This is a genomic window from Mesorhizobium sp. M0029 (assembly GCF_040323735.1).
Lineage (GTDB): Bacteria > Pseudomonadota > Alphaproteobacteria > Rhizobiales > Rhizobiaceae > Mesorhizobium.
This window is the reverse complement of the sequence record NZ_JAMYVF010000008.1, coordinates 90625-105216: the sequence shown is the minus strand read 5'-3', so window position 1 is coordinate 105216 and position 14592 is coordinate 90625. Positions and strand designations below refer to the sequence as shown.

General features: G+C 58.4%; 13 protein-coding genes and 1 tRNA gene. 4 read left to right on the top strand and 10 right to left on the bottom strand.

Going from position 1 to position 14592, the window contains the following annotated elements:
- The first annotated feature begins 76 nt into the window (after window positions 1–76).
- Window positions 77–166 (top strand) — tRNA-Ser (locus NKJ76_RS15615).
- 144 nt (window positions 167–310) lie between these two features.
- On the opposite strand, the gene NKJ76_RS15610 is transcribed toward NKJ76_RS15615, so the two are convergent.
- The 8 genes from NKJ76_RS15610 to NKJ76_RS15575 form a co-directional block, all read right to left on the bottom strand.
- Window positions 311–559, bottom strand: coding sequence for a sulfurtransferase TusA family protein (locus tag NKJ76_RS15610; RefSeq protein ID WP_352537883.1), 249 nt, complete (start codon window positions 557–559; stop codon window positions 311–313).
- Window positions 560–567: 8 nt separating this feature from the next.
- Entirely contained in the window at window positions 568–2088 is a 1521-nt protein-coding gene (locus NKJ76_RS15605; protein WP_352537826.1) for a DNA translocase FtsK, read from the bottom strand.
- Complete coding sequence (locus NKJ76_RS15600; protein ID WP_352537825.1) at window positions 2085–2600, bottom strand: hypothetical protein; 516 nt, start codon at window positions 2598–2600, stop codon at window positions 2085–2087. Before NKJ76_RS15600 ends, NKJ76_RS15605 begins: the two co-directional genes overlap by 4 nt.
- Window positions 2601–2608: 8 nt before the next feature.
- Entirely contained in the window at window positions 2609–4153 is a 1545-nt protein-coding gene (locus tag NKJ76_RS15595; protein ID WP_352537824.1) for an AAA family ATPase, read from the bottom strand.
- Between the two features lie 19 nt (window positions 4154–4172).
- Window positions 4173–4388 carry a DNA modification system-associated small protein gene (locus tag NKJ76_RS15590; protein ID WP_352537823.1) on the bottom strand — a complete coding sequence of 72 codons (216 nt, stop codon included), beginning with the start codon at window positions 4386–4388 and terminating at the stop codon, window positions 4173–4175.
- Entirely contained in the window at window positions 4381–5520 is a 1140-nt protein-coding gene (gene dndC / locus NKJ76_RS15585; protein WP_352537822.1) for a DNA phosphorothioation system sulfurtransferase DndC, read from the bottom strand. Before dndC ends, NKJ76_RS15590 begins: the two co-directional genes overlap by 8 nt.
- A 62-nt stretch (window positions 5521–5582) precedes the next feature.
- Entirely contained in the window at window positions 5583–6650 is a 1068-nt protein-coding gene (locus tag NKJ76_RS15580) for a class I SAM-dependent methyltransferase (RefSeq protein WP_352537821.1), read from the bottom strand.
- Window positions 6651–6952: 302 nt separating this feature from the next.
- Complete coding sequence (locus NKJ76_RS15575; RefSeq protein ID WP_352537820.1) at window positions 6953–8932, bottom strand: putative bifunctional diguanylate cyclase/phosphodiesterase; 1980 nt, start codon at window positions 8930–8932, stop codon at window positions 6953–6955.
- Between the two features lie 267 nt (window positions 8933–9199).
- On the opposite strand from NKJ76_RS15575, the gene NKJ76_RS15570 reads away from it, so the two are divergent.
- Window positions 9200–10246 (top strand): class I SAM-dependent methyltransferase, encoded by a 1047-nt coding sequence (locus NKJ76_RS15570; protein ID WP_352537819.1) that lies wholly within the window; start codon window positions 9200–9202, stop codon window positions 10244–10246.
- 276 nt (window positions 10247–10522) lie between these two features.
- Here the strand turns inward: NKJ76_RS15570 and NKJ76_RS15565 are convergent, their stop codons facing one another.
- On the bottom strand, window positions 10523–11416 hold the full coding sequence (locus NKJ76_RS15565; protein ID WP_352537818.1) for an SDR family oxidoreductase: 894 nt from the start codon (window positions 11414–11416) through the stop codon (window positions 10523–10525).
- Window positions 11417–11542: 126 nt separating this feature from the next.
- Here NKJ76_RS15565 and NKJ76_RS15560 point away from each other — a divergent pair, with 126 nt between their 5' ends.
- Entirely contained in the window at window positions 11543–12481 is a 939-nt protein-coding gene (locus NKJ76_RS15560; protein ID WP_352537817.1) for an AraC family transcriptional regulator, read from the top strand.
- A gap of 345 nt (window positions 12482–12826) precedes the next feature.
- Here NKJ76_RS15560 and NKJ76_RS15555 read toward each other — a convergent pair whose 3' ends face one another.
- Window positions 12827–13867: an alpha/beta fold hydrolase gene (locus NKJ76_RS15555; protein WP_352537816.1), complete on the bottom strand. Its 1041-nt coding sequence runs from the start codon at window positions 13865–13867 to the stop codon at window positions 12827–12829.
- Window positions 13868–14094: 227 nt separating this feature from the next.
- Here NKJ76_RS15555 and NKJ76_RS15550 point away from each other — a divergent pair, with 227 nt between their 5' ends.
- Window positions 14095–14508: an organic hydroperoxide resistance protein gene (locus NKJ76_RS15550; RefSeq protein ID WP_023715919.1), complete on the top strand. Its 414-nt coding sequence runs from the start codon at window positions 14095–14097 to the stop codon at window positions 14506–14508.
- The last annotated feature ends 84 nt before the right edge of the window (window positions 14509–14592 follow it).

The following is a 14592-nucleotide window of genomic DNA, read 5'->3' as shown; positions in this document are numbered from 1 at the left end:
CGCGGATTTGGCCTTGTAACCTGCCCGCCCAGCCGTTATCTAGTGCGCCGCGCCGGCAACGGCCGACCATGACCGCGGAGAGGTGGCAGAGTGGTCGAATGCACCGCACTCGAAATGCGGCATGGGTGCAAGCCCATCGGGGGTTCGAATCCCTCCCTCTCCGCCATATAAATAAGCTAACGGTTTGTTCCTATTTAGCTTTTTTGGAAGGAATGCCCGAGGATGCACCTTTGGCTGCACCTTAAGGAGTTTTGCACGTCTGGCGGCAGCGCCCTATGCCCGCCTAGCGGAAGGCGTTACTTCGTTCAAGTCACCTTCCGCTAATCCGAATGTTGAACCATAGTTCGCCGTCCCTTTCACCCGAGGAAACAAGGTCATGGCGATCGGTCTTTGCAAAGTGCGGTATGTCGATCTTGGCAAGGGGGTCAGTACAAAGGATAAGCATTTCCGTACCCTCAGCCAGGGTCTTAGCTGCTCGCCTCGCCCGGAGCACAGGCAATGGGCAATTCAGACCACGAGCATCAACTTCAAAGGGAGCCCATGACGGCTTTGCAGGCATAAATGGGCTCATATCATTGCTTCCACGTCTGAAAGAGACAGATAGAATCCATGTCCACGGACAAGGTCTTCTCCCGGCCGCTTAATAAGCATGTCACCCCGGCCCAATAGGTCTTCGGCGCCCGTGTCATCCAAGATGATCTGCGACTCGGAACTTTTCTGCACCGTTAGAGCAATGCGCGATGGAATGTTGCTTCGGATCAATCCGCTGAATGTCTTCGCGTCCGGACGCTGTGTGGCAAGTACCAGATGAATGCCAGCCGCGCGGGCTGCTTGAGCAAGGCGGACAATTTTCGATTCGACGGTACGGTCCTGGATAATCAAATCGGCCAGCTCATCAATGAAGGCGACGATGAACGGAAATCCGCCCGCCTTCTTGCGCGCATCGAGGACATTGTTCACGCCTAGCGCCTTCATCCGCGCATAGCGGCTGTCCATTTCAAGAACAAGCGCGTCGATCGCGTTTCGGGCCTCCGTGATTCCGGACGTCACTTCATCGTTCCAGAGATGCTTGCTGCCGCTATAGACAGGAAACTCAACCTGCTTGGGGTCGATCAGACACAGCCGAAGAGTGTCGGGCGTGTGGCGATAAATAAGCGACACGATCAGCACGTGCATGCAAACACTCTTGCCCTGCCCAGTTGCACCGCCGACAAGCAGATGTGGAGCGGTAGCGAGATCGAAATGGATCACGTTCCCCGTCACTCCCTGGCCGGGGAACACCTCCAGTGTCGACGCACTACGCGGAACACCGTTCATGGCGGATTCCAGCTCGCGACGGCCGGCATTAATCCACGTTGATCGAGGACGCGGAACATCAAGCGCAACCGTTCTCGCCTCATCGGAAGGTCCAATAGTGGGCATCATATTTTGCAAGTTCAGCGCCAGTGCCAATCTCTCTAGTCCCTTACGAAGACGATCGAGCTGGTTTACGTCACGCAAGAGGACGCGGTATCGCGAAACTCGGGGACCATGGATGACACCCCTGACCTCAGCGCTCACACCAATATCAGACAATGCCTTTACCAGCTGGTTGGAGATGTCTTCAGACGCAGCCAGTGGCGCATCCGACGTACCTGACCGCAAAGGATCTGAAGGATATTCCGGGAGGTCCGCGCGGCGATTTAGCAGCATGCTGATAAAGGCATCATAGTCTTCGTTTACATCGCGCCAATCGTTCATGAGCAAGGCTGCGCCGCGATGCCAGTGCCCGCGAACTGCTCCCCTGAATGCGTCCATGCTATCCATTGGAGCGCCACCATGCTGAGCCGCGTGTGTAGCCAGTAGTCCAACCCAGGTCGCAACGTCGCTTTGCGTGAAAAGTGATGTCGCTGGAATCTCCAACCCCTTTGCGTCCACGCCATCGTCAGGGAGCGGCCCTCCGGAGAGAGAGCGCCCTATTGCAAGTCTTGCCACATTGGCCTTAGTCGACAATCCAAGCCCTTCCATAAGAGCCTTAGTCTTGCCGTCAGCGTCAGCGCTGGTCCGAAACCGGGACGACATAATTTGCTGAATGGTAAGGGCATTCATTCGGCGGCTTCCATGAAATAACGGTCTTCGCGCGCACTTGTTCGACCGACACCGTCACCAACATCCGTGTGCTCCAGCAAATAGGTCTTGGCCACATGCTTCGAGATACGGCGATGAAATTCCACATCGATTTCCTTATCTTGGCTCAGGAGGATGACCTGCCTGCTCTCGTCGCTTGTCCAAAACTGAAGGATGTTGTGACGGTGGCGACTGTCGAGACGGCCCAGCGGCGTATCGACAACCAGTGGCGCCTTGATTCCGGACACTTTTGCAAGGCCAGCGATTAGTGCCGTGGCAAATATCTGGTTCTCGCCTGCCGAACGGTCAAAGGTGATGGGCTTGCCTGACTTGCCGAGGATTTGTGCGGTTCCGTCATTGGCGATGGCGATCTTCGATACTTGATCCTTGTGCGCAAGCTGGCGGTACACCTGCGTCATTGATGACGCGAGTTCCTTGACCTTGAGAGGAAAGAGGGCCGGAACTAGTTCTTCAATCGCGGTGCGGATACGCACCGACTTCTCTATAGTCGAACGCGCTGGGGAGGATTCGTCCAACTTTTTTCGTCGCGTTCGTAATCAGCCCGTTGCGTGACGATCTGCGTTTCGAGCGCGGTCTTACGGCGCTCGTCAGAACGAATTTCCTCGTCAAGGGCATCGCCCCTTTGCTGCACCTCTTTAAGTTGTTGCGTGAGCGCAGCGAGCGTGCCGTCCCGGTCGATCCCTTCGAGCTTGGATATCTTGCGACCGAGGTCGTCTATGCGCTGCGTGAGCTGCGCATGTTCGGACAAAAGGTCCCCAACCTCGCGTTGGCTGACAGCAATCGAGTCCAGAAACTCCAAGGTTTTGGCTCGGTCCTGAAATCCCAAATATGAGTGTATGATCCTTTCCGCGCAATCATCCGGCGGAGGGTAAAACAGGCAGGCCCATGCCGCGTCGAGCCGGGCTCTCAATGCAGCCATCTGCTCGTCCGACAAGGGCGGCCGAATAATAGGACTGGCTTGCGCTTCCAACGCTGCACGGAATTCATTTTTTCGTGGCTCAAGCGCCTGCTTCTCCCCTTCCCATTTGAAGAATCGAACTTCGGCCTCAAGCTGTCGGCGCATGGCCTCAAGAAGGGGCTTAGAGGCGAGATGAAACGGAAGGCGGCCCGACAGTATCTCTTCCTGAGCGCGCATATTCTCGCGCTGCTTCACACGAAACTGTTCACGCTCTTCGACCAGTTCCTTGTACGTGGCGGTATCACCCCCACCCCCGCCTGCCGACGTGACTCTTTCAAGAAGAGACTGGAATTCGTCGGCGAGAAGCCGCTTCTGTTCCCTAGCTGCATCAATATGATGGCTGAGCTCCTGATCTTGCTTTTCATGCTCACTCAAACTGCGCTCTAGTTGGCCGAGCCGTTCTTCATCGACTGTGACAACGCCCTGACGCCGCGAGTTCTCGAACTGCCGCAGCCGGTCCGCGAGAGAGCGTAAAAGCACGACGCCTAATAAGCCTTCGAGCCCCTGCTTTACCTGCTCGATGCGGCTTTGATCTGCGAGCTTCTTTACTTCTTCGCCATCAAAGAAAAAGAAGGGAGCAATGTGGGCGGGCACGAAAAAGTCGTCCAGCGTGTCTGCAAGATTGAAGCCGTTCTTGCCGTCAGACCGCGGCATGTCGGGCACATTGCGTGTTATCGTGCGTACCGTGGCCTCTTCGTCGGTCCAACTGCCATTGCTCCGAAAATACCACTTTCGGGTGATTTCAATGGCTTTCGCTTTGCTCCGGTTGACGGTGACGCGAACCAGCATCGTGTCGCGCCCGTCTCGAAGAGCCTCGCCATTGAACGCCTTCTCTAGAAAAGTCGGGTAGCCTCGGACGTCATCCGTCTTCAATCCGGCGCGGGCCAGATGCGCCATAGCGTCCTTGCCATAGAGGCAGAGATAAAGGGCCTCCAGCACCGACGTTTTTCCATAGCCGTTCATCCCGCCGATGAGGACAACATTCTTACCGTTGGCAGGCTCAGGGAAAATGAACTCCTGGTGCTGGTAAGACTTAAAACAAGTAAGCTCAATCTTCGAGATCCACATGGCCCCGGTCCCCTTTGATTCAGTCCATGCGCCCAAGTATTTCTTCAATTCGTGGATAAATTCCTGATGCTCGCTCTTGATGCTGGCGCTCTCGTTGTAGGGTAACTAGCTCGGTCAAGACGTCGATGGGGATCTTGTATTGATTGCATATCCGTTCAAGTATCGCGAGTGCATCCTCATCTGCCCATAGCGGGAGGTCGCTCAAAGAATTTTCCGCCATATTTTCATCAGACACTGGCCAAACTCCCACTGTTTTGCAGCTCATCAGCCCAAATCTGACGAATCTGACGTATCTCAGATTCAGAGATCAGCTCCCCGTCGAAGTTCTCTTGAATCTGCATTAGCCTGTCAAATATCTCCTTTCGAGCGGCAATGGTGAAGGGTCCAGGGATATGCCTGCCATTGACGTCAAAGGTGAGTCGGCCGTTTCGACGAAAGGCTTGCCGCATATCCGTTCGGTTGCGGATGGACTTCAACCAATCGCGGAACTCTATCAGAGGCTGATAGTAAAACATCCCAGAGTCGACGAACCCCTGCAGACTCTTATCCTTCTCCACAACAGTGCAAGTCCAGCAGCCAAATCTGCTGTTTGATGTTCCGCAGCCGGGCGCTTCGTCAGCAGAGAGGACTACAGGGCATTCGCCGCCCTCCGAATCTCGATAGAGCTGAATTAACGAAGCGTGGCTACCGCCCCATGGCGCATGGGTAGTGCCAAGAATTTCCCAAACTTCGTCGATTGCGAGGTCCAGGATGGGCCGGAAAATAAAAGCTCCCGGCAGTCGGTCATGCTCCGATAGATTTTCGCCGCGCATGTTGCGGCGACGATCTATCGATCTCTGCCTGCTTTGGCTTTCGTCGCGACGAACGCCAAGGACAACAATTGCTGCACCCGAAGCAGAAACTTGGCGCTTGATGTAGCCGCTAGTCGGTTGAATTTTTAGCCGATCCGTGCACCAGCGCATCGTCATATTTGGGCTTGGATAGCCTTTGCCGATGAGAAGGACCCAAAACGTCTTGTCAGGGTCGGGATGAGTGCGCGCTACAGTCATAGGAAAACCGAGCGCTATGGCAGCATCCTCAATCTGGCGTGTCACTGTGTTGAGGTGCGACATAACCAAAGGCGACTCGACGAGCGTATCGTTGGATACGATGTGTATCGGGCGCGTGCGCTGGGATGGCCTAATCCCCATCAACATCTCGAAGATAGCATGAGTTACGAGAGTGCTGTCTTTCCCGCCGGAGAAGCCAACGATCCATGGAAATCTCTGGCTTTCAGAAAGGTATTCTTCCCTTACGTGATCGACCGTCGCTCGCCAAAGGCCCTCTACCGTAGCCGATTGATCCGCTTCTCTTACCGCAATACCCATGTTCGACTGGCTCACTTTGCTGGTGCACGCACTTCTGTTCGCTGATTTTGGGCGGCAGCTCCCTACGACCCAATCAGCAACTTGTGGGGTTGCCCGTCCTTGAAAAGGACGACTCGCTGCCACCTTACGTCCGGCCTCGACAACAAGTCCGCCGCCTCGCTGATTGACGACGTTGTCAGCCCGGCACCGGCAGCGAGGTCCTTGAGTTCTTCAAATGAGACGGCGTAAATACCACGCTTTGGATCGGTAGGGCCCAGGCGTAGCGTGACGTATAGCAGCCCGTCATCCTTAAGCAGTTCTAACATGCGTCGGATGGCGGCAGCACGATCGGCGCTCGGCAAATGCATCCAGACCGCACTTAAGATAACCAGATCATACTTCCGTTGCTGCACTCTGGCGAGTGTCGGCAACCGATCCTGAAGCCAACTAATCTTCTCGGAGTCATGAAGTCTCTGGGCGAGCTTTAGCATGCCGCTGGATGGTTCAACGGCAACCACAGTATTACCCTCCACAGCCATCCAGGCCGCATCACGACCACTGCCTGCCCCAATATCGAGAATATCCAAGGGGGCCGATGCGCGGAGTGCGTCGGCAAGTTCAGGGTGTGCCCTCTCAAAGGGCATCGATTCATATGCGTCAGCCAATTCCTCGGCGCGGGAGTCATAATAGGCAACGGCTTGCGACTTGGATGCGTACACTTGGATTCCTGTAACAAAAAGCTGTAGTAGACTGACTGCAGCAGCGCCACCTAGCACCCATTGGAAGACCCTCTTCACAACCGTCCGGCCTGAGAAGAGGCCATCACCGCAGAGTTTCCCGTCGCCTTCCGCCTTCACGAACCCATTGGGATAGGCGGCTTCGAACCATTTCAGATAGCCGCCCATTATGAATCGTATCCGGCTTAGTGCAATGAGCAACCCGAAATTGCCCGCCGCTGCAAGGGCGAGCAAGCAAGCCTGCGTGAACATAGATGATTGAGACGTGGAGACACCGTACCACAGCCCGCCCGTGAGAGTCATGGCTATCAACGGAACTTGCCACATCAGCGTATTCAATGAGCGGAAATGTTCCGCGTTTTGATTGTAAGCCGCTAAAAATAGCTCGTCCTTCTTTTCTTGTCCTTCGTTCACAACGCTCCCCACGAATCAACACCTTCAACATATCGTACGTCAGAATGTGCGACACGAATGCTTCGGATTGGAGCTTTCCCCGCAGAACGTTGGGAACTGTCACCCATCTATCGGGGAAGGGCATTTTCGCTTGAACGGAAGTTTCTTTCCACCATGGGAAATTCCGGTTCGATGCTCGTGCCGATCTTCGATCGGCCGCTGCTAGAGCAATGTCAGGAAACCTGTGAAACGGTTTTCCGTCCGAGTTTGCGTTGAATCAAAGAGACAAAGCGTTTCGCCGTTCCGTGAAACGGTGAAACTCTCTAGGCAACGAGGCCTTGCCTGACCTGGTCTATTTCTTCGATCGGGACCGGATGCCCGGTCAGGAAGCCCTGCATCAAATGTACCCCCAGGCGCTGCAGCAATATGTACTGCTCCTCGGTTTCAACGCCCTCGGCGAGCACGACATGGCCGAGATTGCGAAGCAGTCCGACCATGTCCCGCAACAGGCTCAAGCCACGAGACGTCTGGCAATCATGGAGGAAGCTGCGATCGATCTTGACCACGTCGAATTTGAAACGGCGCAGCCATGTCAGGCCGGCAAATCCCGTTCCGAAGTCGTCCAGCCAGATCTGGACGCCCAATTTTCGCAGCCGCTCCACGTTTCTGACCGCTTGCGCCTCCAGAAAGATGTCACTGCCTTCGGTGATTTCGATGGCCAGTCTCTGGGGCGCAAGGCCGTGCCTGCCAAGGATTTCGGTGATCCGGAGTGAAAAGTTGGGAGCCTTGAGCTGAAGAACGGATACGTTCACCGTCACGACCGAGCCCAATCCGTATTCCGCCATGTCACCGCAGGCTCGATCGATCAGCCATGTACCCAGTTCCACGATCGCTCCGGTCTGCTCGGCAACGGGTATGAATACGGACGGACTGATCATGGTGCCGTCGAAGTCGCATACACGCATCAGACTCTCGTGCCCCAGCACGCGGCCCGACGCCAGCTCGCGAATTGGCTGGTAAGCGACAGAAACGAGCTGGTTGGAAACTGCCACCTTCAGCAGTTCTGAAAGATTTTCGCCGGAGCGATCCTGGCTGGTGGCGTGCGGGTCGTAAATCGTGAACGTAGCCCGACCGGCAAACTTGGACGCGTAGAGCGCGCGGTCAGCTTCCTGCAGCAGGATTCTAAGCTCTATGCTCTGATCGGCGCGCGTCAACGACGCCCCGGCACTGATCGTGACGATGTTGAGCTTGTCGCCCCGATCAGGGTGGTAGATATCCAAATCCTCTACAGCGCGACAGAATTTCTTCGTTATCTCATGAAGGTGAGCCCGCCCGGTGACCTTGCAGAGAATGACGAATTCTTCTCCGCCATAGCGGGCCGCGATGGCGTTGTTGGCAGCCGCCATCTCGGAAAGGACATGGGCGAGTTTGATCAGGCAATCGTCGCCGGCCTGGTGACCAAGTCCGTCATTAAACCTTTTGAAGTAGTCGACGTCGATCAGAATGAGCCCTATCTCGTCGTCGTCCGCGGCCCAGTCTTCGCGCAGCTCCGAGAATTCTCGAATGATCGCCCTGCGGTTCTTCATTCCCGTGAGCGGATCGGTGTCGGCGATTTCAGTTAGCTTTTGCCCCTTCTTGATAGCAGCCTGCTCCTGGAATTGTGCCCGAAGCGCGTGCAGGAAAGTCTGGTACCGCTCCAGACTCAGCCGCCAGGAAAGATAAAGCGACAAGACGAGGCAGTTCACGAAATAGGCCGACAACACGACCCGACCGGCGATGTCGGCCTGAAGGGAGAACATCGCGGCGTACACAAAGCTTGCGGCGACCGTCGCGGAGGCAAGGGCTGAAAGCCAAAAACGGAAGTTGAAGAACAGATTCGCACCCAGGATGAACACGGTGCCAAAAACCATGAAATGGGAGAGGGCATCCTGATGCTCTGTTCCAACAGCGGAGACGAGCCACCCAAGGGCACCGGATACAATCGCCAGCGCTGCTACAAGGTGCAAGGTGGCAAGGGCAAAGCCCCGTCGGGCGACAAATTCGACAAGCGCAAGGGAGGTGATCCCTAGCGTAACGCGCGTCAAAACAAGCCGGCCGGCGACATCCGGAAAGAGAAACCAATCGAAAAGGCCATAGGCCACATAGCTGAATACAGCAGCCGCAATACCCCATCGCACAAGACTGCGATTCTCATCGGCATCCTTCTGCAGGAACAGTGCCAGCAGTTCCGGATCGGCGGAATGCCACCGCGGACGTCCAATCGCTGCCGCCACCTTCTGGGCAACGTCCTCGCTCAGTTGCATCGCAACGCTCCTCCGCGATCTGCAGTAGCGAATGCAACAGCCGACGTCGCCTGCGGTCGGGGAATGAAGGCGTCCCTGTCCGCAAGAAAAGTCAGATGTCGCTAACCGAGGGTAAACGGGCGGTTCGGATTTAGCCAGTTTGCAGGATTGATGGCCGTTCCATTGATTAAAATTTTACTTAAATTTTATTAAAATTGTTAGCATTGGTTGGCGGCGCACCTATGCTGCTGGCCGGGGACCGGGGCGGTAAACCGGAGAGTAAACGGCATGCCTATCAAGCCAAAACTGCAGCTCGACCAATACAGCCTGGTCACCACTAGGCTGATGAAGAAACATGTTGCGACCTCCGAAGAGGCGGCTGACTCCGACGAGTTGAGGGACAGCACGGCCCAGCTCGCCCTGATACTGGACCTTGCTCATCAAGCCTTTGCGCGAAACAAACCGGCCGCCCCCGTCGTCCATCGTTTGGCGGGGCGACTCCACAAGCTCCGCCGGCAGGTTGCTACCGCGGTTTGGCAGAAACTCGTTCCTTTGGCTCAGCAGCATCGGGTCGCGGAATATTTGCTCCAGGACCCGTTCACGCGGTGGTCGGTCGAAAAACCGCGCGGGTATTCGGGCGATGCAGGCCTGCTGGATATTTACTACAAGCATCCGATCGCCGACGAGATCGTGGCCTCGTCGACCTTACTTGGTCGGCAAATCTATGCGTACACCAGTGAAGCTGCCAGTTCGGTGGCGGGGCGCGAGCGGCGGGATATTCTGGCCAGGACCGTGGACGAGACGGCCAGCAGTGTGGAAAAGGCTGAGGTGCTGGCGATTGCCTGCGGCCACCTCAGGGAAGCCGAACGCTCCGACGCGTTGGCCAGGCATAAACTGCAGCGTTGGATCGGCCTGGATCAGGACCCCGTCAGCGTAGCCACGGTGAACCACGACTTTGCCGGCACGGCAGTCGAGGCAGTCCAGGGTTCCGTACGCGGCATCCTGCGCCGCGCCTACGCCCTTGGCACATTCGATCTCGTCTACGCATCGGGGCTTTACGATTACCTGCCGCGTGCCATCGGCGTCCGCCTGCTTCAAAGAGCCATGGAACTCGTCAAGCCCGGTGGCGAATTCCTGTTTGCCAATTTCAGCGACGAGATAACGACGGATGGTTACATGGAGACTTTCATGGATTGGCCGCTCATCCTACGTTCGGCCGACGATATGTGGGACATCATCAATGCCGCCCTCGGCGGGAGTCCTTTCGACGCGAAAGTCTACTATGGCTCGAACCGGAATATCGTTTACGGCAAGGTGAGGAAGGGCGATTTCTAACTAGGCGCGGGAATCGCGCGCGCATCCCCGTAACAAGGTAGGTCTGCCATGACGAGGCCATACCTTCGCCGGCTTTCCGGCGACGGGCGAGCAGGTCGTCCGGGCTGCGGGCGGCCTACGCCGTGTTCGTTCTGATTGCCGCCATACAGATGTGGCGGCGGTTCCAGCAGCACGACAGTGCTGCCCGCTCGGCGGGCTGCGTCTGGCCGTGTTGCTGGCACTGCCGCTGATCGCCAGGCTGTCGGTCGTGCAATGCAACGCGACTGGCCGGCCTGATCAGGCCTCGAAATAGCGGGCACGATCGAGATCGGCGATGAGCCCCGGCCCGGTCGGCTGCCATCCCAGTGCAGTGCGGGTCTGCTCACTTGACGCCGACAAGTCCCTGCCGATGAAATGCCCGAGAAAGCCGAAATGCGCAGCCGCGTCCTCGGGGCCTATGGAAACGACCGGCAGGCCGAGCCGGCGGCCGATGATCTCGGCGATCTCTTTGCTCGCCACGCCCTGTTCGGCAACCGCATGATAGCTGACGCCGCCCGCCCCCTTCTCCACCGCCAGCCTGTACAGGGTGGCGGCGTCGAACCGGTGCACCGCCGCCCAGCAATTTGCGCCGTCGCCGACATAGGCCGAGACGCCCTTTTCACGCGCAATGGCAATCAGCATCGGCACGAAACCGTGATCGCCCTCGCCATGGACGGTCGGCGCCAGCCGCACCGTCGATGCGCGCACCCCGCGCGCTGCGAGCGCCACGGCCGTTGCTTCCGAAGCGCGCGGCATGGCGGCCGATGGAGGCGCGGGTTTGTCGTCTTCGGTTGCCGGCCTTCCCTGCGCAAAACCGGCGAGGCCGGAGGTGACAAGCAGCGGCCGCTCGGAACCCTCGAGCGCCGCGCCGAGCGTTTCGATGGCGCGCTGGTCAACTGCGCAACTGGCGGCGAATCTCGAAAAGTCGTGGTTGAAGGCCGTGTGGATGACGCCATCCGATTGGGCAGCGCCGCTGCGCAGGCTGTCGAAATCTTCGATATCGCCGCGATGCGCCTCGGCACCCGCGGCCACGATCGACTCCGCACCTGCTTCCGACCGCGCGAGGCCAAGCACCTGATGGCCCGCCCCGAGCAATTCCTGCACAACAGCCGAACCGACAAAACCGGTAGCCCCGGTAACGAACACACGCATGATGATTTCTCCTTGGTTTTTGTCGAGGGCCGTACAGGCAGCCCGTTGCGAAGGAGATAGAAGTTTGAGATCATACGATCTATACTGTAAAATCTGAGATATCTTCGCAATCGTCCGAGAACGCTCATGGATCCGCTGTCAGACGTGCTGTCGCTACTGAAGCCGCGCAATTACCTGTCGGCTGGGCTGGAAACCGGTGGCGACTGGGCGATCCAGTTTCCTGACCAGCAGGCCGCCATCAAATGCGGCGCCGTGGTGTCCGGCCGATGCTGGCTGTCGGTCGAGGGCGTCCCTGACGCGGTGCGGCTGGACGTGGGCGACTGTTTCCTGTTGCCGCGCGGCCGCCCTTTCCGGCTTGCCAGCGATCTCGGCCTGACGACGGTCGATGCCCGAACGATCTTTTCACCGGCGCGGACCGGCGGCATCACCGTCCATAATGGCGGCGGCGATTTCCTCCTGGTCAGCAGTCGCTTCACGCTGTCCGGCGACCATGCCGGCATCCTCTTGCGGATGCTGCCGCCCATCGTCCACATCCGCGGCGAGAGCGACCATTCGGCGCTTCGCTGGCCGGTGGAGCGGATGATGCAGGAATTGCGCCAGCGGCGTCCCGGCGGCTTTCTCGTCGTCGAGCACCTCGCCCACATGATCCTGATCGAGGCCTTGCGCCTGCATATGACCGCGCAAGGCAATGTCGGCTGGCTGTTCGCACTGACCGACAGGCAGATCGGCGCGACGATCGGCGCCATGCACGAGGACCCTGCACATGGCTGGACGCTGCAGCAACTTGCGGAGCGCGCTAACATGTCGCGATCGACTTTTGCGCTCAGATTCAAGCAGACGGTCGGGGCCTCACCTCTGGATTATTTGACGCGCTGGCGCATGATGCTCGCCGGCGACCGGCTGATGCATTCCGGCGATCCGGTTTCCGTCATCGCGCTGGCGCTCGGCTACGAATCCGAAAGCGCCTTCAGCACGGCATTCAAGCGCGTCATGGGCTGTTCGCCGCGGCAGTACAGCCGCCGGGAGCCGGACCTGACTGCGCAGGCCGAACGCGATGCCGCCTGAGGCGGCGATCCGATCGCCTTGATTACCTTGCCCTTAGAGGCTGTAGCGCGAACGAAACTCGGTGAACGACATCGCCAGATGGTTCTCGTCCATGCCCTGCTCCCATAGCCAGACGGGCGCCGAAAATTCGGCGCGCCCCGTTCGTTTCATGCAAGCTGTAAACGTCGCCCGAAGCTCAGCGAACGCAATACGAATGGCGGTCTATTGCCTTCGCTGAATTCGGGCATATTAGCTGTATCTACGGCCGCCTCTGTGAAACCCTTCACCAGAACTGTCTAGGAGGCGCTTCGTGTCTTCCCACAAACGGACGGCCACTGGCCGCCCGTTTCGTTTCCAGCGACAGGATCAATAGCTGTCGACGTCGATGACGGCCTGGGCGAAAGCCTGCGGCGCTTCCTGCGGCAGATTGTGGCCGATGCCGCCCGCGATCGTCCGATGCTCATATTTGCCCGAGAACTTGTTGCGATAGGCCTTTGGGTTAAGGTGCGGCGCGCCATTGGCGTCGCCCTCCAGCGTGATTGTCGGCACGCCAATGATGGGGCCAGCGGCAAGCCGGTTTTCGAGCTCATTATATTGCGGATCGCCCGCCGCCAGCCCGCCGCGCCAGCGGTAATTGTGAATGACGATGGCGACATGGTCAGGATTGTCGAAGGCCGCGGCGCTGCGGTCGAAAGTGGTGTCGTCAAAATTCCATTTCGGTGACGCCGTCTGCCAGATCAGCTTGGCGAAATCATGCCGGTATTTGTCGTAGCCGGCCGCGCCGCGCTCGGTGGCGAAATAGAACTGGTACCACCAGTCATGCTCGGCGCTCGGCGGCAGCGGCACCTTGCCGGTCTTGATGTTGCTGACGAGATAGCCGCTCACCGAGACCAGCGCCTTTGCACGCTCCGGCCACAGCGCCGCAATGATGCAGGCGCAACGCGCGCCCCAGTCGAAACCGGCAAGGATAGCCTTGGGGATACCGAGCACATCCATCAGGGCTACAATGTCCTGGGCGACCACCGATTGCTGGCCGTTTCGCATCGTTTCAGCTGACAGGAAGCGCGTCGTGCCATAGCCGCGAAGATAGGGCACGATCACCCGGTAGCCCGCCGACGCCAGCAGCGGCGCGACTTCGACAAAGGCGTAGATATCATAGGGCCAGCCATGCAGGAGAATGACCGGCGGCCCATCGGCCGGACCAGCCTCGGCATAGCCGATATCGAGGACGCCGGCCTTGATCTGCTTCAGCGCGGCGAAGGTCGTATTCGCCCCCGGCGTGGGCAGGGTCGCCGCCTTTGCCGTACTGGCCAGTGCGCCGGCCGAGCCGGCCAGGCCGGCGGCGGCGAGGGTTAGGGCCGCCGTACCGAAGAAGCGGCGGCGGTCGTGGTTGATTTCGTCGGTCATGGTTTCTCCTACTGATTTGATACCGGCTGGAAAGGATGGCCCCGGTGTATCTCGCATGTGTTCCCATGCGCCGAAATTGAAAGCTGAAGTAGCAATCCGGCACCCGGACACACTGAGATACATTTCCAGCCGATCAGCACACATTCGGGATACGTCGTGCGCCTCTTATGCGGATATCGCGGGCCTCCTGGCCTTCGACGCAACGCTATCCTCCCTCAATGATCCCCATGACCACGATCGAAAAAGTTCTCTACACCGGCAAGACCCACACCACGGGCGGCCGCGACGGTGCATCCCGCAGCTCGGACGGCCACCTCGACATCAAGCTTTCACCGCCCGGTACCGGCGCCGGCACCAATCCGGAGCAGCTGTTTGCCGCCGGCTGGTCGGCCTGCTTCATCGGCGCCATGGGCCTGGCGGCACGCAAGATGAATGTCGCCTTGCCGTCCGATGTCGCCGTCGATGCCGAAGTCGACCTCGCGACATCGGAGGGTGGCTATCTGCTCCAGGCTCGTCTCAATGTCAGCCTTCCCGGTGTGGATCGGGAGACTGCCCGCGCTGTGGTGGAAGGGGCGCATCAGACTTGCCCCTACTCCAAGGCCACGCGTGGTAATATCGGCGTCACCATCGAGCTGGTCTAGCCAACTGGCAAAAACAACGGCATCGCAGCCGGCAGCTTATCGCGTCTCGCGGATACACTGCCGGCGGCGCTTGATGCACTTTCC

Coding starts and splice junctions, on each gene's coding strand:
- NKJ76_RS15610 (WP_352537883.1), bottom strand. CDS start 559: ATGCCTGCAAAGCCGTCATGGGCTCCCTTTGAAGTTGATGCTCGTGGT.
- NKJ76_RS15605 (WP_352537826.1), bottom strand. CDS start 2,088: ATGAATGCCCTTACCATTCAGCAAATTATGTCGTCCCGGTTTCGGACC.
- NKJ76_RS15595 (WP_352537824.1), bottom strand. CDS start 4,153: ATGTGGATCTCGAAGATTGAGCTTACTTGTTTTAAGTCTTACCAGCAC.
- dndC (WP_352537822.1), bottom strand. CDS start 5,520: ATGGGTATTGCGGTAAGAGAAGCGGATCAATCGGCTACGGTAGAGGGC.
- NKJ76_RS15575 (WP_352537820.1), bottom strand. CDS start 8,932: ATGCAACTGAGCGAGGACGTTGCCCAGAAGGTGGCGGCAGCGATTGGA.
- NKJ76_RS15570 (WP_352537819.1), top strand. CDS start 9,200: ATGCCTATCAAGCCAAAACTGCAGCTCGACCAATACAGCCTGGTCACC.
- NKJ76_RS15565 (WP_352537818.1), bottom strand. CDS start 11,416: ATGCGTGTGTTCGTTACCGGGGCTACCGGTTTTGTCGGTTCGGCTGTT.
- NKJ76_RS15560 (WP_352537817.1), top strand. CDS start 11,543: ATGGATCCGCTGTCAGACGTGCTGTCGCTACTGAAGCCGCGCAATTAC.
- NKJ76_RS15555 (WP_352537816.1), bottom strand. CDS start 13,867: ATGACCGACGAAATCAACCACGACCGCCGCCGCTTCTTCGGTACGGCG.
- NKJ76_RS15550 (WP_023715919.1), top strand. CDS start 14,095: ATGACCACGATCGAAAAAGTTCTCTACACCGGCAAGACCCACACCACG.